The organism is Thiomicrospira sp. R3, from assembly GCF_029581415.1.
In the GTDB taxonomy this organism is placed as follows: domain Bacteria; phylum Pseudomonadota; class Gammaproteobacteria; order Thiomicrospirales; family Thiomicrospiraceae; genus Thiomicrospira.
On sequence record NZ_CP121121.1, the window covers coordinates 1952947 to 1973501 of the forward strand.

Annotated in this window: 21 protein-coding genes and 1 tRNA gene; 8 read left to right on the plus strand and 14 right to left on the minus strand. The window is 45.3% G+C overall.

Annotated elements, in window-relative coordinates; genetic code table 11:
* Nucleotides 1-1200, minus strand: a complete 1200-nt coding sequence (gene alaC, locus P8S55_RS10015; protein WP_289224066.1) for an alanine transaminase — start codon at nucleotides 1198-1200, stop codon at nucleotides 1-3.
* 172 nt (nucleotides 1201-1372) lie between these two features.
* On the opposite strand from alaC, the gene P8S55_RS10020 reads away from it, so the two are divergent.
* On the plus strand, nucleotides 1373-1750 hold the full coding sequence (locus P8S55_RS10020) for an Mth938-like domain-containing protein (RefSeq protein WP_289224067.1): 378 nt from the start codon (nucleotides 1373-1375) through the stop codon (nucleotides 1748-1750).
* A 15-nt stretch (nucleotides 1751-1765) separates the two neighbouring features.
* Here the strand turns inward: P8S55_RS10020 and P8S55_RS10025 are convergent, their stop codons facing one another.
* From P8S55_RS10025 to surE, 4 genes are read right to left on the minus strand one after another with little or no spacing between them, the layout of a single operon-like run.
* Nucleotides 1766-2428: a M23 family metallopeptidase gene (locus P8S55_RS10025; protein WP_289224068.1), complete on the minus strand. Its 663-nt coding sequence runs from the start codon at nucleotides 2426-2428 to the stop codon at nucleotides 1766-1768.
* Nucleotides 2429-2461: 33 nt separating this feature from the next.
* Nucleotides 2462-3043: a YqaA family protein gene (locus tag P8S55_RS10030; protein ID WP_289224069.1), complete on the minus strand. Its 582-nt coding sequence runs from the start codon at nucleotides 3041-3043 to the stop codon at nucleotides 2462-2464.
* On the minus strand, nucleotides 3040-3747 hold the full coding sequence (locus P8S55_RS10035; RefSeq protein WP_289224070.1) for a protein-L-isoaspartate(D-aspartate) O-methyltransferase: 708 nt from the start codon (nucleotides 3745-3747) through the stop codon (nucleotides 3040-3042). The genes P8S55_RS10030 and P8S55_RS10035 overlap by 4 nt, the downstream gene beginning before the upstream one ends.
* Nucleotides 3744-4493 (minus strand): 5'/3'-nucleotidase SurE, encoded by a 750-nt coding sequence (gene surE, locus P8S55_RS10040; RefSeq protein ID WP_289224071.1) that lies wholly within the window; start codon nucleotides 4491-4493, stop codon nucleotides 3744-3746. Before surE ends, P8S55_RS10035 begins: the two co-directional genes overlap by 4 nt.
* 48 nt (nucleotides 4494-4541) lie before the next feature.
* On the opposite strand from surE, the gene P8S55_RS10045 reads away from it, so the two are divergent.
* Nucleotides 4542-5075 (plus strand): Smr/MutS family protein, encoded by a 534-nt coding sequence (locus P8S55_RS10045; RefSeq protein ID WP_289224072.1) that lies wholly within the window; start codon nucleotides 4542-4544, stop codon nucleotides 5073-5075.
* 118 nt (nucleotides 5076-5193) lie between these two features.
* On the opposite strand, the gene P8S55_RS10050 is transcribed toward P8S55_RS10045, so the two are convergent.
* From P8S55_RS10050 to ectA, 4 genes are all read right to left on the minus strand, one after another.
* A tRNA-Arg gene (locus tag P8S55_RS10050) sits at nucleotides 5194-5270 on the minus strand.
* Between the two features lie 131 nt (nucleotides 5271-5401).
* Nucleotides 5402-5794, minus strand: a complete 393-nt coding sequence (locus tag P8S55_RS10055) for an ectoine synthase (protein ID WP_289224073.1) — start codon at nucleotides 5792-5794, stop codon at nucleotides 5402-5404.
* Nucleotides 5795-7066, minus strand: coding sequence for a diaminobutyrate--2-oxoglutarate transaminase (gene ectB / locus P8S55_RS10060; protein WP_289224074.1), 1272 nt, complete (start codon nucleotides 7064-7066; stop codon nucleotides 5795-5797). It lies immediately after the preceding gene.
* A 77-nt stretch (nucleotides 7067-7143) separates the two neighbouring features.
* Nucleotides 7144-7623, minus strand: coding sequence for a diaminobutyrate acetyltransferase (ectA, locus tag P8S55_RS10065; RefSeq protein ID WP_289224075.1), 480 nt, complete (start codon nucleotides 7621-7623; stop codon nucleotides 7144-7146).
* A 257-nt stretch (nucleotides 7624-7880) separates the two neighbouring features.
* Between ectA and hemA the strand changes: the two genes are divergently transcribed.
* From hemA to P8S55_RS10090, 5 genes are all read left to right on the plus strand, one after another.
* Nucleotides 7881-9152: a glutamyl-tRNA reductase gene (gene hemA / locus P8S55_RS10070; protein ID WP_289224076.1), complete on the plus strand. Its 1272-nt coding sequence runs from the start codon at nucleotides 7881-7883 to the stop codon at nucleotides 9150-9152.
* A gap of 23 nt (nucleotides 9153-9175) precedes the next feature.
* Complete coding sequence (prfA, locus tag P8S55_RS10075) at nucleotides 9176-10264, plus strand: peptide chain release factor 1 (RefSeq protein ID WP_289224077.1); 1089 nt, start codon at nucleotides 9176-9178, stop codon at nucleotides 10262-10264.
* Nucleotides 10257-11111, plus strand: coding sequence for a peptide chain release factor N(5)-glutamine methyltransferase (gene prmC / locus P8S55_RS10080; RefSeq protein ID WP_289224078.1), 855 nt, complete (start codon nucleotides 10257-10259; stop codon nucleotides 11109-11111). The genes prfA and prmC overlap by 8 nt, the downstream gene beginning before the upstream one ends.
* On the plus strand, nucleotides 11108-11869 hold the full coding sequence (locus P8S55_RS10085; RefSeq protein ID WP_289224079.1) for a HesA/MoeB/ThiF family protein: 762 nt from the start codon (nucleotides 11108-11110) through the stop codon (nucleotides 11867-11869). Before prmC ends, P8S55_RS10085 begins: the two co-directional genes overlap by 4 nt.
* A gap of 140 nt (nucleotides 11870-12009) precedes the next feature.
* Nucleotides 12010-12279 carry a hypothetical protein gene (locus P8S55_RS10090; protein ID WP_289224080.1) on the plus strand — a complete coding sequence of 90 codons (270 nt, stop codon included), beginning with the start codon at nucleotides 12010-12012 and terminating at the stop codon, nucleotides 12277-12279.
* A gap of 34 nt (nucleotides 12280-12313) precedes the next feature.
* On the opposite strand, the gene P8S55_RS10095 is transcribed toward P8S55_RS10090, so the two are convergent.
* From P8S55_RS10095 to P8S55_RS10110, 4 genes are all read right to left on the minus strand, one after another.
* Nucleotides 12314-12478: a hypothetical protein gene (locus P8S55_RS10095; protein ID WP_289224081.1), complete on the minus strand. Its 165-nt coding sequence runs from the start codon at nucleotides 12476-12478 to the stop codon at nucleotides 12314-12316.
* Nucleotides 12479-12595: 117 nt separating this feature from the next.
* Nucleotides 12596-13978, minus strand: a complete 1383-nt coding sequence (hemN, locus tag P8S55_RS10100) for an oxygen-independent coproporphyrinogen III oxidase (protein ID WP_289224082.1) — start codon at nucleotides 13976-13978, stop codon at nucleotides 12596-12598.
* A 381-nt stretch (nucleotides 13979-14359) separates the two neighbouring features.
* On the minus strand, nucleotides 14360-16600 hold the full coding sequence (locus P8S55_RS10105; protein WP_289224083.1) for a YgiQ family radical SAM protein: 2241 nt from the start codon (nucleotides 16598-16600) through the stop codon (nucleotides 14360-14362).
* 58 nt (nucleotides 16601-16658) lie between these two features.
* Entirely contained in the window at nucleotides 16659-19028 is a 2370-nt protein-coding gene (locus P8S55_RS10110) for a DNA internalization-related competence protein ComEC/Rec2 (RefSeq protein ID WP_289224084.1), read from the minus strand.
* On the opposite strand from P8S55_RS10110, the gene P8S55_RS10115 reads away from it, so the two are divergent.
* On the plus strand, nucleotides 19027-19620 hold the full coding sequence (locus P8S55_RS10115; RefSeq protein WP_289224085.1) for a DUF2062 domain-containing protein: 594 nt from the start codon (nucleotides 19027-19029) through the stop codon (nucleotides 19618-19620). The genes P8S55_RS10110 and P8S55_RS10115 overlap by 2 nt on opposite strands.
* Before the next feature lie 18 nt (nucleotides 19621-19638).
* Here the strand turns inward: P8S55_RS10115 and P8S55_RS10120 are convergent, their stop codons facing one another.
* A complete protein-coding gene (locus P8S55_RS10120) occupies nucleotides 19639-20469 on the minus strand; it encodes a PHP domain-containing protein (protein ID WP_289224086.1) in 831 nt (276 codons plus the stop codon).
* Between the last annotated feature and the right edge of the window lie 86 nt (nucleotides 20470-20555).

Sequence of the window (20555 nt, forward strand, 5' to 3'; positions counted from 1 at the left end):
CTACTCCTTTGTCTGGATTAAGCCGTCTTTTTTAAACATATCGCGGATGCCGCGAATCGCCTGACGGGTACGATGCTCATTTTCGATCAAGCCAAAACGTACATGACCATCACCATAATTACCAAAACCTATGCCGGGTGCGACGGCTACTTTTGCTTCAATCAATAACTTTTTAGAAAACTCAATCGAACCCATTTCACGGTAAGCTTTTGGAATTGGCGCCCAGACAAACATGGTGGCTTTTGGCGGCTCAACGTCCCAACCGATCGCATTCAAACCTTGGCACAAGACATCACGACGCACGCGATACATATCACAAATCTCTTGCACACAATCCTGTGGCCCTTCAAGTGCGGTTATCGCCGCCACTTGAATCGGGGTAAAGGTGCCATAATCTAAATAGGATTTCATTCGTTTCAGTGCATGACATAAGGTCGGGTTACCGACCATAAAACCAACGCGCCAGCCAGGCATGTTATAACTTTTCGATAGAGTATAAAACTCAACCGCAATATCTTTCGCGCCGGGTACTTGCATAATTGAGGGTGCAACATAGCCATCAAACACTATGTCTGCATAGGCAATATCATGGATAATCCAAATATTATGATGCTTAGCAATTTCAATCACCCGCTCAAAAAAGTCTAGCTCAACAGTTTGAGTGGTTGGGTTGCCAGGGAAGTTGAGTACCAGCATTTTAGGCTTAGGCCAAGAGTCTTGAATCGCCTTTTCTAGCTCTACAAAGAAATCAACATTGGGCGACATTTCGACATGACGAATATCCGCGCCCGCAATCACAAAACCATAAGGATGAATCGGATAGGCTGGATTGGGTACTAATACTGTATCGCCCTGTTCAACCGTCGCGAGGGCTAAATGAGCTAGCCCTTCTTTCGAACCAATCGTTACTACCGCTTCTGAATCAGGGTCTAAATCCACATCAAAACGGGTTTTATACCAGTTGCATATCGCTTTGCGTAAACGTGGAATACCTTGGGACACCGAATAACGGTGGGTTCCTTCACGTTGCACCACTTCAATCAATTTATCAACGATATGTTTTGGTGTATCCTGATCAGGGTTACCCATCCCAAAGTCAATAATATCTTCACCACGGCGGCGCGCTTGCGCCTTCAGTTCACCAACAATGTTAAATACATAAGGCGGCAAACGTTTAATTCTTTGAAATTCGCTAGTCACGAAAAGGCCTTCAAGAGTACTGCAATAATTGCGGGTTAAAAAATGTTTGGTTTATCGCGGAAAAAAGACGACAATTAAGCCTATAAATGATACAGAATCTATTTTACAGGTCAATTGAATTTAATCTAAATATGGTATTAAATAGGCAATCCAATTAAATAAGGTTAACCCGATGAAGTTTACCCAACACCTTGATCCAAGTATTAACTTAATCCGCCATTATGAACCAGGCCTGGTTGAAGTAAACCAAACAAAGCTGAATAAAAGTTGCATTATTACACAAAAAACACTTCAGCAAGATTGGTGCATTTCAAGCATTCAAGAGCTCAATCCAGAACATATTCAGCAATTACTCGACCTGAAACCCGAGGTTTTAATTCTTGGCACAGGTGATAAACAGGTTTTCCCGCCCACCGAAATTTTCGGATTTTGTGCCCGTCAGGGTGTGAGTCTTGAGGTGATGAGTAATGCGGCGGCATGCAGAACCTATAATATACTTACCACAGAGCAACGCGAAGTGGTTGTAGGGCTTATTATTGAACAGGCTTAAACACACCTATTAAAATCATGGGCGACCCAAAAACGGTTCAATAGCAATTTTACGGCCGTGATGCCGCAATTCAAAATAAAGCTTAGGGCGATCTGTATGACCGGACTGCCCTAAATAAGCAATCACTGCACCCGCCTTAACACGCTCACCCTGCTTAACCTGTAAACGCTGATTATGCGCATAGATAGTTAGATAATTATCTGCGTGACGCAGTATGACCATATTCCCCAGTGGGCCGGTAGACATTTCAGCAAAAGCCACTTCACCATCCGCCGCCGCACGAACAAGCGTACCGACCTCAGAAAAAACCTCTAAACCCTGAACTCCTTGACTATCAAGCACATAGTCATACGCTGTGTAGTCTTCAACAGGCCAAATCCAGTTAACGCGGTTCGCAGCTTGGTTTGCTGAACTTAGGCCTGCTTGATTGCGGGGGATAATTAATTGCTGATTTGGGTAAATAATATAGGGCGCTAGTAAGTTATTAGCCACAACAATTTGATTCATGGATACACCACACCGCAATGCTATTTCACTCAAGGTATCGTTGCGGACAACGGTGTAAACAGAGGCATCGCAACGCTGATCCGCAGCAGAAGAGTGTGCGGATCTGGATTTGGAAGAATCGGGTTGTAAATAATCCCTTGGTGGTTGACCGCAGGCACTTAACAAAATCAAAACCAATCCTAACCCAAAAAGCTTGACCATAACTTAACCTATTGATTTATAAACTATATAAGACAAAACCAAAACAACAAATAGCCAACCTAACCACTCAACCCAACGGCGTATTAGCGGTTCAAACTTCTGACCTCCGATCTTCATTAGCCAAGCCACCAAAAAAAAACGCGCGCCTCGCCCAACAAACGACGCAATGATAAAGGGTAACAACGCCATACCTGTTGCACCCGCTGAAATCGTGAACATCTTATAAGGTAAGGGGCTAAAACCTGCGACAAACACTATCCACACCCCATAGAGTTCAAAAAACTCAACAATTTGGTAATAGCGATCATCGTAACCCGCTGACACAATCAAAGGCCAAACAGCATCTAACAATAACATGCCGATAAAATAACCCAACACCCCACCTAGGGTAGAAAAAATGGTTGTCAACCAAGCAAAGTACATCGCCTTTTCAGGGCGAGCCAAACTCATCGGCATCAGCATTACATCGGGTGGAATAGGAAAAAACGATGATTCAGCAAAACTCATTCCTGCTAAATATCGCGGCGCATGACGATGCGCTGCCCAAGTTAAAACCCTGTCATACAGAGGCGAAAATAATTTCATTCTGCCATCCCTTTAATGAGTGGCACGAAGATCGCCTCACCCAGTGCTATTTGCTTAATACCCTTGGCGGTTTTTTCAACTCCGGTTAGGATTTGTTGTTGTTCACCCACAGGTAAAACTAAACGCCCGCCTTCCGCTAACTGAGCTAATAAGGCCTCAGGAATACTTGATGATGCCGCCGCACAGACAATAGCATCATAGGGTGCAAAACTTGCCCAACCCCAGTGGCCATCCGTTAAGCTAAAACGAATATTGCGCACGCCGAGTTGATCCAAGCAATACTGCGCCCTCAGCGACAAGGGGGCGATTCGCTCTACACTGTAAACCTGTTTGGCAATCAGCGATAGAATCGACGCTTGATAACCCGACCCTGTACCCACATCCAAAACCCGATTAAGCGGACGACTTCCCTGCTTTATCCAGCTAGTCATTAAAGCGACCGTGCCAGGTTGCGAGATAGTTTGACCATAACCAATCGGCAACGAGCTGTCTTCATAAGCGCGGTTAGCCAGCGCCTCGTCCATAAACATGTGTCTGGGTGTTACCCGAATTGCATTAAGTACATCAGCATCGAGTTGAAAATTTTGCATTAACCTTTGCACCAAACGATCACGACTGCGCTGGGAAGTGAAGCCCATACCCTGCGCAGCCTCATAAAAATGATTAGGGTAAATAGGTTTTTTCGCTAAGTCTAATAGAGTCACTTGGTTGCGACCCAACTATTCATTTTTTCAAGCATAGCATAATGAGTTAGATCAATTTGCAAAGGAGTGACCGAAACATAACCGGCTTCCACAGCATGAAAATCTGTACCCTCCCCTGCATCCGCTGCGCTTCCAGCAGGACCAATCCAAAACATTTGACCCCCACGCGGATCAACCGCCTTAACTACAGGTTCAGAGGCATGGCGTTTGCCAAGGCGCGTTACTTTTATACCTTTGATCTGTGACAAGGGTAAATCAGGTACGTTAATATTAATAATGGTATTTTTATCTAAATCCTGCATATGGAGATCATCCAACAAATGCACCAGTATTTGTGCTGCTGTAGCAAAATGTTGGTTACCACACAATGAAACAGCAATCGAAGGTTTTCCTAAAAACCGACCTTCGGTGGCGGCCGCGACGGTACCTGAATACAATACATCATCACCCATATTTGCGCCCTCATTAACACCCGATATCACCATATCAGCCTTATAGGCAATAGCACCATTAATCCCTAAATGAACACAATCGGTAGGTGTACCATTAACACTGAATATTTGGTCTTCATGCGCGTGAATACGAAGAGGATCCACAAGTGTAAGCGAGTTACTTGCCGCACTTCGGTTTCGATCTGGAGCAATCATCACTAGCTCTTTAACAGCTTCCAGTTCTTTGAGCGCTTTATATAGCGCTCGAATCCCAGGGGCTAGATAACCATCATCGTTGGATAACAGGATGCGCATAGGCTATTAATCCTTTAGAATCATATTTATTTGATATGGAATTATAAAGTGTCTCAGGTTACAGAAGAAGATAAATTACTATTTAAACGCGCCATCGAAGGCGTAACCCCATTAACTAAGCGAAAAAAAGCTGAACTAACGCCTCCAAAGCTGAAACCGCAACCAAAGCACAAAATGCAAAAAGACCTCGAAGATAGCATAGAAAAACTTGGCTTCGAGCTGGCAGACCCTGTCACTGCGCATGAAACCCTGCTAGATTACCGTAAAGGACTCAGAATACAGGATTTAAGCCGCTTACGAAAAGGCGAATTCACATTACAAGGTCGGCTGGATCTCCATGGTTATACAGAGGAAGCGGCCGAGCAACGCCTCGTTCAATTCATTGTGCAAGGTTACGCAAGAAAATATCGTTATTTATTAATCGTGCATGGCAAAGGTTATAACTCAGACATGGCTTATCCTATCTTAAAAAACCTTGTAAATCGGCTCCTAAGAAGCCTGCCCCAGGTCGTTGCATTTTGCAGTGCCGCCCAAAAAGACGGTGGCGTCGGCGCAGTCTATGTCCTCATTAAGGCACATTAAATACAAAAATAATTGTACTGGTTAGTTTCCTAACCAGTACGCGCGAGGCGTAATAGGGAATCGCCAACCCCATAAACGAAAAAACCCCAGGTTAATAACTAACCTAGGGTTTAGAAAGTGGCGCGCCTGAAGAGATTCGAACTCCTGACCGCTCGGTTCGTAGCCGAGTACTCTATCCAGCTGAGCTACAGGCGCTTAACTTGTTGAGGCGTATTATAGAGATTTAGTGTGAAGTGTCAAGCCTGTGTTTTAAAAATCTTCACTTTTTTGCAACTTATTAAACACACCAAACACCAAGTTAACCCAACCTATTGATTATCAATATACTATTCGACAATCAAAGGATAAACACCATTTTCATCGTGTACTTCACGCCCTGTTACAGGCGGATTGAATACACAGACCATGCGCATGTCTTTGCGTGCTCGCAGGTAGTGGCGTTCATGTCCATTTAGCGCATAAAGGGTGCCATCTTCTATCTGCGTGGTGATACCGCTCTCAAGGTCTTCAATTTCACCCTCCCCTGCGACACAATACACCGCTTCTAGGTGGTTGGCGTAGTGGATATAGGTTTCAGTACCAGCAAAAATGGTGGTGTCATGCATCGAAAACCCCATGCCTTCTTTGGCGAGCAGCAGTCGACGACTGACCCAGTTGCCGTTTTCGGCTTTAACATCTCTATCGGTACCGATGACTTCATTTAATCGCTTAATAATCATTTATGCTTTTCTCTTTTCAAAGATTTCAACAGCGGCAGCAACCGCTTCGTGCAAGATTTCAAAACCTTCACTCAGCTCGGTTTCGCTGATAACTAGTGGAGCGAGGAATTTCAACACTTGATCCGCCGCGCCGGCGGTTTCCATAATCAAACCGCGTAAAAACGCTTGGCGCGATACTTCATTACAAAAGCCTTCAACCATTGACTCCATTCCCCAAATCATGCCCAAGCCACGTACATCGGTAATATAATTTGGGAACTGAGCTTGGATGTCCTTAAACACCTTTTCAACCTGCGCGCCTTTTGAGCGAATTGATGCGCTAAAATCATCATTACGCCACAACTCCAATACCGCTGAGCCTGCGATAAATGCATGGCTGTTGCCACGGAAGGTACCGGTATGCTCACCTGGCTCCCAAATATCAACATGTGGCTTCATGAGTACAATCGACATGGGCAAGCCAGTACCAATTGATTTAGACACGGTGACAATATCAGGTGTAATGCCCGCACGCTCAAACGAGAAGAAATCACCAGTACGGCCATTACCGACTTGGATTTCGTCCATAATTAATACTATGTCGAGTTCATTACAGACTTTTTCCAGCTTCTGAAGCCATTCAACACGTGAAATATTAATCCCACCTTCACCTTGAATCGATTCAACAATAATCGCTGCGGGTAAATCATAACCCGAGCTGCCATCTTTCAAGTAATGGCGCAGCATATCCACGCTATCCATTTCATGGTCAAAATAACCGTCATAAGGCATTTTGGTCACGTTGGTTGGGACACCATAATAATCATCGTGATAAAACTCATTGCCGGTTACCGCGAGCGAACCTAGAGAGTGTCCGTGATAAGCATTAGTAAATGCCACTACATTAGAGCGCTGTTTCATTTTGCGTGCCAGCTTCAAAGCGGTTTCTACCCCGTTGGTACCCGTTGGCCCTACAAATTGAATTTTATAATCTAATCCGCGTGGTTTTAAGATGATGTTTTGAAAACCTTGAATAAAATCATGCTTCGCCACGGTGGCTTTATCAAGGGCATTGGTAATGCCATTACGCTGAATGTAATTGATTAAGGCCTGATTGACTAACGGGTGGTTATGACCATAGTTTAATGAACCCGCGCCACCAAAAAAGTCGATAAAACGTTTACCTTCAACATCAACAATCGTTGCGCTGGTGGCCGTGTCAAACACAGTTGGAAATGAACGAATATATCCGCGTACATTAGATTCATACTGTTCAAATAGTGAAATATCCATTTACAGGTATCCTTTTTTAATAATTATTGTTAATTAGAGGGTTAGCTCAGTGCAGACAAAAAAGCCTGCCAGGGTTATTATTTGGTTAGACTAATGCTGACTAAGGGTTCAGCTTCATGACCATTACCGAGGTGAACAGACGTTAAGTAGTCGCTGATTTCAACCTTCGAATCTAACTGCTGGGCAAATTTAGCAAACAACGCGTTCGACGCTTGATTCGAAGGTGAAATCGTGCATTGCACCTTGTTGATCTGTGTAAACCAATCGCGTTCGGTTAGGTTTTGCAATAACTGCATTGCCAAGCCCTGTCCACGCATCGAGGCATCAACCGCTACCTGCCAAACAAACAATACATTTGGATCAATAGGTAAACGATAAGCAGTGACAAAGCCGACCGCTGTATTATCAACCTCGGCTATCGCACAGGTTTGCGAAAAATGATCTGAAAGCAAGAAATAGAGATAACTGGAGTTTACATCCAGCGTTTGCGACTCTTTAACTAATCGCGTAATAGCCGCACCGTCTTGAAGACTAGGGGGTCTGATAATGATATTCATAAAAGTTTTGTGTTTTTAACGCCACCTTGCTAGGCAAGATGAAACACCCAAAAACGCTCCTTCTTTGTTGATAAGTTTGATTAACCAATTAGCAAATTAATAAAATCTTAAATTTAAACCTTTTTTACCCTAACATATTTTCACCCCCTATTTCAAATGAACTTTACCTTACATAAAAAATCATTTTTTGTTAATTGGCGCAAAATCGGCTAAAATCACGAGCTTAATTTTCAATTCGAAACGGCATTAAATAACGCATGAACCTTTTTGCTTTAGGTGTGAATCATGAAACCGCTCCGGTAAACATCCGCGAAACCGTATCCTTTACGGCAGATCGTGTGTTTAACGCACTCCAAGAGTTGAAAGACCAACAATTGGTAGCTGAAAGCATTATTCTCTCAACCTGCAACCGTACCGAAATTTACTTTACGGTTAAAGACACAAAAGCCGAACCAGTAATTGATTGGTTACATCAATTTTTTGCCTTAACGAACCAAAGCCTGCTCCCCTACCTATATCTTCACCAAGATTTGCAAGCCGTCACGCACATAATGCGTGTTGCGAGTGGCTTAAATTCTTTAGTTTTAGGCGAACCTCAAATACTAGGGCAGATTAAAGATGCCTATAACCTAGCACACAAGACTGAAAGTGTTCACCACACGCTTGAGTACTTATTTCAGCATATTTTTAGAACGGCTAAACAAGTGCGAACAGACACTGCAATTGGTTCAAGTCCGGTCTCTGTTGCCTTTGCAGCCGTCTCATTAGCTAAACAGTTTTTTGGCGACCTATCTCAACAAACAGCACTCCTTATTGGCGCTGGCGAGACCATTGAATTGGTTGCACGCCATCTGCACGAAAGCAATATTGGCCAGATAGTGATTGCCAACCGCACGTTTAGTCGCGCTCATGCCCTTGCTGAACAGCTGGGGGGCTATGCAATTGAATTAACAGAACTTGAACACCATCTCCATGAAGCTGACATGCTTATTGCTTCTACCGGCAGCCCTACACTTATCGTAAAACGAGATCAGGTTAAAAAAGCGCTCAAAAAACGTCGTAACCGCCCAATGTTTATGGTCGACATAGCCGTACCACGCGATATAGAAGCCAGCACCAATGACTTTGAAGATGTTTACCTCTACAGCGTTGATGACCTGCATAAAATCATTTCTGAAAACAAACGTTCACGCCAAGATGCCGCCAATGAAGCGGAAGACATTATTCAAATGCAAGCGGAACGCTTTATGTGCCAGTATCAATCGATTCAGTGTGTTAACCCACTGATTCGCGCCTATCGCCATCAAGCAGAAACGATTAAAAATAAAATGCTTGAACAAGCGATGCATCGACTCGCCCTCGGTCAAAAACCCGAAGCGGTGATCCACCGCATGGCACACCAACTGACCAACAAACTAATCCACACACCCAGCCATCAATTGCACGAAGCCGGCATTGCAGGCAAACAAGACTTGATTGAGATAGCTGAGCAATTACTCTTTGACAAAGAACGTCATGAAACCCATTAACCCCATTTAAACTAGAGACACCCATGAAACCCTCAATTCGTCAAAAACTGCAAACCCTTGTTGAACGCCTAGAAGAAGTCGGCGCCATGCTGTCTGACCCAAGTGTAGTGAATGACCAAAACCAATTCCGTAATCTTTCCAAAGAGCATGCTCAACTTACACCCGTCGTCGAAACCTATCAAAACTTCGAACGCGCTGAATCAGACCTTGAAGAGGCTAAAGATATGATTGCTTCGGGTGACCGTGAACTCAAAGAAATGGCGCAAGAAGAATACCCATCATTAGAAAAAGCGATTGAAACCTATGAGCTTGAGTTACAAAAAATGCTCCTACCACGCGACCCGAACGATGATGCCAATATCTTCCTAGAAATTCGCGCGGGTACGGGGGGTGATGAAGCGGCTATTTTTGCCGGTGATTTATTTAAGATGTATAGCCGTTATGCTGAAACCCAGCGCTGGCAAATTGAAGTGCTCAATACCAGTGACGGCGAACATGGTGGTTACAAAGAAATTATCGCGCGCATTGTGGGTGATGGCGCTTATTCCAAGCTGAAATTTGAATCGGGGGCGCATCGGGTGCAGCGCGTCCCGACCACTGAAACCCAAGGGCGTGTACACACCTCTGCCGCCACGGTAGCGATTATGCCGGAGGTGCCTGATGTCGAACAAATTGAACTCAACCCCGCGGATTTAAAAGTCGATACCTTCCGCGCATCAGGTGCAGGTGGCCAGCACGTTAACAAAACCGACTCCGCGATTCGTATTACCCATATTCCAACGGGCACGATTGTCGAGTGTCAAGATGAGCGCTCACAACACAAAAACCGCGCGCGCGCCATGTCCTTGTTAGCGGCACGCATTATGGATGCAAAACGCCAAGTGCATGACCAAGCGATTTCGCAGGAACGTAAAAGCCTAGTCGGCTCAGGCGATCGCTCAGAGCGCATTCGCACCTACAACTACCCACAAGGCCGTTGTACCGACCACCGCATCAATTTGACGCTTTACAAGCTTGATGAAATCATGAATGGCGGTTTAGCCAGCGTGATTGACCCGCTTTCACACGAACATCAAGCTGAAATGCTGGCCTCACTCAGCGCAAATGACTAACCAGGCCTGGTTGATAAAAGAGGCCATTAGCGAGGCATTAAGCCAACTGCAAACAGCCTCACAAGCCAATCCGCATAAGCTTGAAGCCGAGTTGTTACTTTGTCACTGCCTTGGAGTCACTCGCAGCTACCTGCTCACTTGGCCTGAAAAACCGCTTGCTGACTCAGAATCTAAGGCGTTTTTTAATTTGGTTCAACGCCGTTTAAATGGCGAACCTATCGCCTATATTCTTGGTACACGTGAGTTTTGGGGCTTAGCCCTAGCGGTATCGCCGGCCACCTTGATTCCGCGTGCAGATACCGAAACCCTGGTTGAAGCCGCGCTGAATAAAGTTCGCCAACAGCCTGAGCCACGGATTCTTGACTTAGGTACAGGCTCTGGGGCAATTGCCCTCGCCTTAGCCCATGAACGCCCTGATGCGCAGGTTACTGCGGTGGACTATTCTACCGATGCGCTTGATATCGCACGCCAAAACGCCGAGCGCCATCAACTTAAGGTGGGGATGCTGCAAAGTAATTGGTATAGCACGCTGGCTGAACAACGCTTTGATTGCATCGTGTCTAACCCGCCCTATATCGAACAACACGACCCGCACCTGAGCCAAGGGGATCTCAGATTTGAACCCGCCAGCGCACTCAGCGCAGGCCAAGATGGCTTAACCGATTTACGCCAAATTATTGCACAAGCGCCAATGTTTTTAAACAACCAGGCCTGGTTATTGGTTGAACATGGTTATAATCAAACCGATGCGGTACAAACGCTATTTAAACAAGCCGGATTTTGCGCGATCACCAGTCTGCAGGACTTGGCAGGACAGCCGCGCGTTACGCTAGGACAAAAACCATGAATGAATTAAATGATGCGCAACTTAACCGCTATTCACGCCAAATCCTATTGCCTGAAATCGATTATGCAGGTCAGCTTAAACTGGCGCAATCCCACGCGCTGATAATTGGTTTAGGCGGGCTTGGCTCCCCTGCTGCGCTATATCTTGCCGCGGCCGGATTGGGTCAGTTGACACTAGTGGACTTTGATCAGGTGGACGAGTCTAATTTACAACGCCAAGTCATTCACAACGAACAGCGCATTGGCCAAAACAAAGCCGAATCCGCCGCACAAACCCTGGCGCAACTCAATCACTTTTGCCAAGTCCACGTTATTGCTCATCGACTTGAAAACGAGGAACTCGATGCGCTTTTGCAGCAGGCAGATATTGTTTTAGATTGTTCAGATAATTTTGAAACCCGCTATACGCTCAACCAGGCCTGCTTAAAAGCAAGAAAGCCATTGGTATCTGGCGCAGCGATTCGCTGGGAAGGTCAGCTAAGCACCTATGATTTTAGAAATGACGATTCAGCCTGCTATGAATGCCTGTACAAACCCGGCACATCAAATGACCAAAGCTGCAGCCAAAATGGTGTTGTATCCCCCCTAGTCGGCATCGTGGGCTCAGTGCAAGCCATGGAGGCGATTAAAGCTTTAATCGGCTTACCTACTTTGGCCGGTAGATTGCTTTTGATAGATGGCTTAAGCCTTCAGTTTCGTCAATTTAATTTAAAAAAAGATCCCAACTGTAAGCGCTGTCGAGATGAAGCACACCCTTAAACTTTTGTTTAAACAATCATCTATCTTATTGGAAAGTAATGGTTTTTCCTGCCTATCAACAAGTAGCTTTGCCTCAAACTTTAGCTATAGCCAAGTTCATTTACAACCTGGGTATGTGCACTATGACCAACCAATAAACCTTGAACATAACCAACTACAGCCAGTTAACTACACAGCGACACAGTGCTAAAATCGGCTACGCTTTTGGCGTTTTTGAGGTATCTGAGGTATCTGATTTGTATGTGATGCTTGGGCAATACTTGAATCAAGCCAAAGCTTGTGATAAACAGCAATGCCAAACACTGAATGATCAAAATCAGGGAATTGACTTAGGTGGAGCTACTTGGATAGGTAAGCGAACTGAACTGGCTGCGAACTATCGGGTTAACGGCAGCCGGCTTGCGCTTTAGTTTCTAAGATATAGCGTCTGGCGAAATTTCAATCTTAGCGACGACGCGCTAAATAGGAAGTCATCGGTTCACTGAGCCGAATTTCCCTCATTAAATAGGAAAACTCATCCTTACGCATCACAGGCACTTTTATACTCTGATGTCGCTCAAAGGCATAACGAACATTTTTCGCCAATTCTTTAATCATAGCTGGACTCATTTTGTGCTCCTTATTTCTTATTGTTTAAACACAAGAAATAACAAGCACAAAACACGCCAATTTAAAGGGTTACTATATCGGCCAAAATAAACAAAACATGAGTTCAACCCACCCTATTTAAATCACCTTTGAAAACCGATTCGAACTTCCACTGGTTAAATACGCATCAAACATCATGCATATATTACGGATAAGCAGACGACCTTTTGCGGTGATATAAATATCCTGATCATCAATCGTTAATAAGCCATCGTGGGCAAAAACAGTTAACATTTTCAATTCTTTCGCAAAATACTCATTAAAACGAATGCTCCATTGCTGATTTACCGTTTCAAAATTTAAATGGAAATGACTAATCAAACGAGTAATCACATTACGCCTTAATTCATCGTCTTCAGTTAGCTGGACGCCACGAAAAATGGCCAACTTACCGGCATCGATTGGCGCATAATAATCATCTAACCCTTTATAATTTTGCGAATAGGTATTGTCAATTAAGCTAATCGACGTCGCCCCCATTCCAACCAAGTCACAATCGGCATGAGTCGAGTACCCCTGGAAATTACGATAAAGGGTTTCATTACGTTGCGCCACCGCCAGCTCATCATCCGGCTTGGCAAAATGATCCATGCCAATATAAACATAGCCTGCCGCTAATAAGCGCTCAGTCGTTGCTTGTAAAATAGCCAACTTTTGATCAGGACTAGGCATATCCTCTTCATGCATTTTTTTCTGCGTCGGAAACATAGCCGGCATATGCGCATAGTTAAAAATTGAAAACCTATCGGGTTCAACCTCAAGCAACTTATCGAGTGTTTGTAAAAAGCTGGCTTGGGTTTGCAAAGGCAAACCATAAATCAAATCAACATTCACCGATAAAAACCCTTCGTCACGTGCCGCGTTTAGTACCGTAAAGGTTTGTTCTTCAGATTGAATGCGATTAACCGCCTTTTGCACCTTAGGATCAAAATCCTGCACCCCCAAGCTTATCCGGTTAAAGCCAAGTTCGCGCAATAACTTAATGGTTTTGGCGGTGGCTTCACGCGGGTCAATTTCAATTGAGTACTCACCGCTATCATCATCATACAAATTAAAGTGTTCACGAGTTTTTGCCATCAACTGACGCATTTCATCGTGATTAATAAAGGTGGGGGTGCCCCCACCCCAGTGCAATTGCTCTACCTTTCGATTCGGATCAAACAACCTAGCTTGGAGTTCAATTTCTTTATACAAACGCTCCAGATAAGGCGTGGTTTTTTTACGATCACGGGTCCATTCTTTATTACAGGCGCAATAAAAACAAATCGTATCGCAAAACGGAATGTGGAAATACAAGGACAAACCGCGCGCCAACGCATTACTGCGCTTCGCAGCGGCTTCATAATCAGCCAAGCCAAACGATTCATCAAACTGAACCGCGGTGGGATAAGATGTATAACGCGGCCCGCTTTGGTTATAACGCTTAATTAAATCAGCATCAAACTGAATTCCCTGCTCCATGGTGAGTCCTTTAAAATTTAATTTCGCGCCATTCTAAACCAACCCGACCTGGTGATTGTGAATTTGCCCATAAACTTGCGTTATATCAATTTAAATTCAACAACGCGCGCATGGCTTTGATGAGTTGATCGCGCAAGAATAAAAATACTAATTAGTTAAGAAATCATTGAGTTAGGGAAAATGCATCTAAATAATATAAAAAATCATGGCAATAGGCATGATAAACCTCGTTCCCACGCTGTGCGTGGGAATGCAGACAGATTTAACCTATGAAACAGCGATCGAACCCAAGTCCAAGGCTTTCCCACGCTCAAAGTGGGAGCGAGACCTGATTGTAAGTTGTTGATTTATTATACACTTAAGATGTGTTTACCCTGCTTATTACGCTCTCGATTTTTTATTCCGCTTAGCGCTATTACTGCTTTTTCGAGGCCTTGGTTTACGACCGTCTTCCGAATATTTGGTTAAAAACTGCTGCTTACCAAATTTACGCCCAGTGCGCTTGCCCTCGCCGCCTGCATCCCCTGTACCTGCGGGTTGAAAACTAGGAATAAGGTGGTGTTTGCCATTGCCAATTAAGTCCTCGCGCCCCATTGCTTTTAAAGCTTCACGCAATAATGGCCAGTTTTCTGGATCATGGTAACGCAAAAAAGCCTTATGCAAACGTCGCTGCTTGATGCCCTTGGGCGTGAACACGGCTTCATCGGTTTCATCACCGCGAATCTTACGCAAAGGGTTTAAGTCCGTGTGATACATCGCTGACGCTATCGCCATTGGGCTGGGTAAAAACGCCTGAACCTGATCGGCACGAAAACCGTTCTTTTTCAACCAAATCGCTAAGTTCATCATATCGTCGTCAGTGGTACCCGGATGGGCGGCGATAAAATAAGGAATTAAATATTGTTTCTTGCCGGCTTCGGTGCTGAACTTTTCAAACATCTGTTTAAATCGATCATAACTGCCGATACCTGGTTTCATCATTTTGCTTAACGGTGCTTCTTCGGTGTGCTCCGGCGCGATTTTGAGATAACCACCAACATGATGGGTGACCAACTCCTTAACATACTCTGGGGTTTCCACCGCCAAATCATAGCGCAACCCCGAGGAAATCAGCACTTTTTTAATCCCAGACAAGCCCCGTGCTTTGCGATAGAGTTCGACCAGCGGGGTTTGGTCTGTATCCAAATAACGGCAAATCGCTGGATGCACACAAGACAATCGCCGACAATTGGATTCAATGCGCTCGTCTTTGCAAGCTAAGCGCCACATGTTCGCCGTCGGCCCACCCAGGTCTGAGATCACACCGGTAAAACCGCTCACACTATCACGAATTTCTTCGACTTCTTTTAAAATCGATGCTTCTGAACGGTTTTGAATAATACGCCCTTCGTGTTCGGTAATCGAACAGAAGGTACAGCCACCAAAACAGCCACGCATGATATTGACCGAGAAGCGGATCATTTCCCAAGCCGAAATCTTGGCATCACCATAACGCGGATGCGGCGCACGCGCATAAGGCAACCCAAACACGCCATCCATTTCGGGTGTGGTTAATGGAATCGGTGGCGGGTTAATCCACAAATCTCGGTTGCCATGACGCTGGACTAAGGAGCGCGCATTGCCTGGATTGGTTTCTAAATGAAACACTCTTGAGGCATGGGCATACAACACCGGATCATCACGCACCTGCTCAAATGAGGGCATACGAATCACGGTTTTGTCGCGTGGGTGATGACGCGGTATCTGCAACGCCACCTTCACCACCGTGACGCCATTTTTCTGATCGATCGTTTGATTCGGCTGTCCATTGGCGACATTGGCGCTATTGGATGAGTCTTGTTTTTTAGTTTCACAAGTTTCGTCCGACACCATTTCATAGGGATTGAGATGCGGCTCGACTTTACCGGGCGTATCGATTTCGCTTGAATCCATCACAATGTAATCTTGCGCAACGCGCTCCACCATATAAGCGATGCCGCGGATATCCAGCATCTCGCTGACTTTTTTTCCGGCGCCAAATCGATGCGCAATCTCAACAATTGCGCGCTCGGCGTTACCATAGACCAATAAATCCGCTTTCGAGTCTAGCAAAATGGAGCGGCGTACCTTGTCTGACCAATAATCATAATGCGCAATCCGTCTCAAGCTGGCTTCAATTCCGCCAATAATCACCGGTACATTTTTATAGGCTTCACGACAACGCTGGGTATACACCACCGTGGCGCGGTCTGGACGCTTGCCGTAATCATCATGTGGGGTATAGGCATCGTTATGGCGCAACTTGCGATCTGAGGTATAGTGATTGACCATGGAATCCATATTGCCCGCCGTCACGCCAAAAAACAACGTCGGCTCGCCCAGCTCTTTAAATGCCTCTGCACTCTTCCAATCAGGTTGCGCGATAATACCAACCCGAAAACCTTGCGCTTCCAACATGCGCCCAATCACCGCCATACCAAAGCTGGCATGATCAACATAGGCATCACCACTGATAATAATAATGTCACAGGCATCCCAGCCCAATTCAACCATTTCTTGTCGAGTAGTCGGTAAAAACGGCGCAACACCAAACTTATGCGCCCAGTGCTTGCGATAGGAAAAAATGTTTTTTGCAAGAAGCATGATGAGACCTTAAAAAATAGGATAAATAAGTTCAAAATTATACCTGATTTTGAAGGCTTTATTCAGGACACTGATGGTGAAACCAGCGTTTTTGATGCTGCCTAGCCCGTTGAATAACCTGCCATTGTGTAGGTGTAAAGGTTACTTGAATGGCACCTTCGCAAGCGGTATTTAACCAATCGACTTGGTGTCGTTCTAATCGCTCAAGCACTTGAGTATGGGGGAAGTTGAATCGATTGCGGTAGCCTGCAGTAAATAAAACCAGTTCGGGCGCAAGTGCAGATAAAAACTCGTCATAGGTGGAATGGCGACTTCCATGATGCCCAGCAACTAAAACCTGAGAGGCCAAAGCGTTTGAGCCATAATGCGCGATAAGCCTGCGTTCAAACCGTCCATGTAAATCACCGGTAATCATTAGGCTTTGATCCCCACTTTTAACCTGCAATACACAGGAATAATCATTGGCTTCACTTACACTAAATATACCTGGCGATAACACCTTAAAATCAACGCCATCCCACGACCAGGCCTGGTCGGCTTGGCAAAACTCAAAGCCTGTAACTTGATAAACCTCTTCAAGCCGTTCAGGTTCTCCGCTTAAGGTTTGATTAATCGGCCAATCTTGAATCAAACGTGCGGTGCCACCGGCATGGTCATTATCCGCATGACTAATCATTAATAGATCAATCTTTGATGCGCCACGGGTTTTAAGATAAGGCGTAATGCCAATTAAACTGCCATCTAACCGATCACCAAATCGTGGCCCCGTGTCGTACACCATTAGATGATGACGGGTTTCGATAACCAGCGCTTGCCCTTGGCCTACATCTAACAAGGTTAAGCGAAAATGCCCTTCCGGAATAGATTCAGGGCCTCTTGGCCAAACAAGCAGCACAGCCATCATCACCAAGGCGACGCCTTTTAACCATCGCGTTGATGCAAACACAGCGACAAACAAACCGGCATAAACCAACAAAACAGCACCCAGTTCAATCGGTGCCAACGACCATTCGCTTGCAGGCCGTTGAGCCAGCCAGGTTAAAAATGCCCAAAGCCAATACCAGGCCTGGTCATTAAGCCATGCGACAAACACCCCACTAGAAGGAAAGAATAGGGTAATGAGGGCGCTCACAAACAACAAAGGTAAACCAATAAAGCTCACGAAAGGCACCGCAATTAAATTCGCAGCCACACTGTACACAGGAACTTGCTGATGAAACCACCAGAGCGCAGGAATTAAGCCAATAGATAATATAAATTGAATCGCCAGGGCTTGTTGCCAGCCGGAGCGATTTTGCGACCAAGGGGTTTTGAGCCATGCAAAAATTAACGCCACAGCTAAAAACGACAGCCAAAACCCTTGAGCCAACACGCTCGGTGGATGCCACAAGACAACCAAAAACGCCGCCAGCATTAATACCGACCAAGGCTGAAACTTACGCCGAATGACAATAAACAAGACCCCTACCATCACCATAATCCATGCACGTTGAGTCGGAATGGTAAATCCGGCTAGCAACCCATAAAGGGTAACCAACACCACTGCAAAACCCGCTCCTAGCCATTGCACCGGATAGGTTTCAAACCGCTTAATAGGTAAACGCCATACTAATGCACCCAACCCATAGCCCATCAGCGCAACCAACGCCATATGCAAACCGGAAATCGCCATTAAGTGGATGGTACCTGTTGCGCGCATCACCTCCCAATCTTCAGCCGAAATGGCTCGCCTGTCGGCATAAAGCAGGGCTTGATATATCCCAGAAAATTCGGATTCCTTCATCATAGGTTCAACGGCCTTGGCAAAGGCCTCGCGCATTCTTTGATACGACCACCCACGCTCAATGAATTCAGGTTCTCCTTCCGAGGTGCGTACATAACCACTGGCGACCAAGCCCTGTTGATAAGCCCAAGCCTCATAATCAAAACCACCCGGATTCATCGAACCGTGGATCAACTTGATACGAATGGGCAATCGCCAAGTTTCATCAACCTTGGGTTGCCAGTCACAGCGATAACAACTCAAGCGAATTTTAGGCTGAGACAACCACCAGGCCTGCTTATAATCCGCTTGACTTAAATCAGGATGGGATTGCAGATGAGAAAGCTTAAACTCCATACGTGTCATCGCTACCTGGCCCTTTTGCCAAGGCCGTTGCTCAACAAGACTCACCACACGCCCCTCAGCCCATAAGGTTTGATAGGTGACCGGTTCCGGTATTTTTGGATTAAAAAACACAAACACACTCAGCGCAATCCAGCCTATAATAACGCCGCTACTGAAGTGACTAAGATGGGGTTTATGCAACCTAAAACCACTAAGCAGCACTAAAAAAGCAAGCACCAAGTAAACCGCAGACGGCCAGCTTGCCAACTGAAATAACAAGAATATTATTCCAACGAAACCTAGTGTAAATGCAATAAACATGACCAAAAAACTCTTCAGAAAATGGATGCCGGACCCCAAAAAGCTTTATAACATCAAAGGCTTTAATCGGGTTGCGCACTGGTTTCAAGATCCTAACCTTTGGCATTTAAACCGCAACTCGGTCGCCAAGGCGTTCTTTATTGGCCCCTTTTGGGCCGCCATGCCGATGCCTTGGCAAATGTTGACCTCAGCCATTAGCGCAATGTTACTTAGGGCTAATTTACCACTAAGTGTTGCGCTTGTGTGGATAAGTAATCCTATTACCATGGGTCCTATCTGGTACTTTAATTATCGAATGGGTGCGTTATTGCTCGGCGAGCATGCCAAGGACAATATTCAATTTGAAATGAGTTTAGATTGGTTGGGTCATAGCTTTATTGCTATTTGGCAGCCTTTATTACTTGGAAGCTTAGTGGTGGGTTTAGCGCTAGGCACACTGGGTTATTTCATCATCCATCTGCTCTGGCGCATTCAGGTTAATCTTAGCTGGCGTAAACGACATAGTAATCGACGCTATAAAAAACGTTTTAAAAAACCCAAATTTCACCTGATCGAAGACTCGGTGCATAAACCTTTAAATAAGCGGGATTAATCCTGCATTAAAGTCAATCTAAAACGACCAGGCCTGGTAGATCGGTGTCACCCCTTCTGGCAGTGCAGCGAGCCAACCCAAATTACGCCATTTATGCTCAGGGTTATGAAAATCCGAGCCGATGGACGCATAGAAACCATAGCGTTTAGCCCGATCCGCCATGCCAATTGAATCGGAGGTGCGATTTGGTGAGGTGACCACCTCAATCCCTTGACCACCTGCTGCTGAAAAATCACCTAGCATTAAGTTAAGTTTTCGACTAGTCATCGAATATTTCTCCGGATGCGCCATCACCGCTATCCCGCCTGCTTTGACTATGGCATTGACCCCATCCGCTAACGCTGGCCAGTCTTGTGAAACATAGCCAGGACGACCATTTTTTAAGAAACGATCAAATGCCTGTTGAATATCTTTAACATACCCTCGCTCAATTAAAACCTGAGCAACATGCGGACGTGCCACAACCCCATCACCAACCATTTCCTTAATTCTTGCTAACAAACACGGATGACCCCGTTTAATGAGTTTTTGGTTGATCATTTCAACACGTTGCCATCGAGAGTGACGGATAGAGGCTAAAAGAGTTTGCAGAGGTTTATCGTTTACATCCATATTTAAACCCACAATATGAATACTGCGACCCTGCCACATCACCGACATTTCAACGCCAGAAATCAAGGCTAACCCTGCTGCTGACGCATAATCAACAACGGCCTGATAACCGGCTGTCGTGTCATGATCAGTAATCGCTATGGCGTCTAACTGTTTTTCAATCGCAAGATCAATAATCGCCCGTGGTACTAAGCTTCCATCCGATGCGGTGGTATGACAGTGAAAATCAACTTTCATTCTTGAACAATCCCCTTTAGAATGAGCTATTCTAAAGGCCGGCTTGCTGGATTGCCAGCTTAAACACTAACTTTGAGATATTGCAA

What these genes read in the sequence shown, in the direction of transcription:
- P8S55_RS10020 (WP_289224067.1), top strand. Translation starts at nt 1,373, where the DNA reads ATGAAGTTTACCCAACACCTTGATCCAAGTATTAACTTAATCCGCCAT.
- hemA (WP_289224076.1), top strand. Translation starts at nt 7,881, where the DNA reads ATGAACCTTTTTGCTTTAGGTGTGAATCATGAAACCGCTCCGGTAAAC.
- ectB (WP_289224074.1), bottom strand. Translation starts at nt 7,066, where the DNA reads ATGGATATTTCACTATTTGAACAGTATGAATCTAATGTACGCGGATAT.
- hemN (WP_289224082.1), bottom strand. Translation starts at nt 13,978, where the DNA reads ATGGAGCAGGGAATTCAGTTTGATGCTGATTTAATTAAGCGTTATAAC.
- P8S55_RS10110 (WP_289224084.1), bottom strand. Translation starts at nt 19,028, where the DNA reads ATGTTTATTGCATTTACACTAGGTTTCGTTGGAATAATATTCTTGTTA.
- ectA (WP_289224075.1), bottom strand. Translation starts at nt 7,623, where the DNA reads ATGAATATCATTATCAGACCCCCTAGTCTTCAAGACGGTGCGGCTATT.
- P8S55_RS10095 (WP_289224081.1), bottom strand. Translation starts at nt 12,478, where the DNA reads ATGAGTCCAGCTATGATTAAAGAATTGGCGAAAAATGTTCGTTATGCC.
- prfA (WP_289224077.1), top strand. Translation starts at nt 9,176, where the DNA reads ATGAAACCCTCAATTCGTCAAAAACTGCAAACCCTTGTTGAACGCCTA.
- P8S55_RS10055 (WP_289224073.1), bottom strand. Translation starts at nt 5,794, where the DNA reads ATGATTATTAAGCGATTAAATGAAGTCATCGGTACCGATAGAGATGTT.
- surE (WP_289224071.1), bottom strand. Translation starts at nt 4,493, where the DNA reads ATGCGCATCCTGTTATCCAACGATGATGGTTATCTAGCCCCTGGGATT.
- P8S55_RS10115 (WP_289224085.1), top strand. Translation starts at nt 19,027, where the DNA reads ATGACCAAAAAACTCTTCAGAAAATGGATGCCGGACCCCAAAAAGCTT.
- P8S55_RS10105 (WP_289224083.1), bottom strand. Translation starts at nt 16,600, where the DNA reads ATGCTTCTTGCAAAAAACATTTTTTCCTATCGCAAGCACTGGGCGCAT.
- P8S55_RS10030 (WP_289224069.1), bottom strand. Translation starts at nt 3,043, where the DNA reads ATGAAATTATTTTCGCCTCTGTATGACAGGGTTTTAACTTGGGCAGCG.
- P8S55_RS10085 (WP_289224079.1), top strand. Translation starts at nt 11,108, where the DNA reads ATGAATGAATTAAATGATGCGCAACTTAACCGCTATTCACGCCAAATC.
- P8S55_RS10120 (WP_289224086.1), bottom strand. Translation starts at nt 20,469, where the DNA reads ATGAAAGTTGATTTTCACTGTCATACCACCGCATCGGATGGAAGCTTA.
- prmC (WP_289224078.1), top strand. Translation starts at nt 10,257, where the DNA reads ATGACTAACCAGGCCTGGTTGATAAAAGAGGCCATTAGCGAGGCATTA.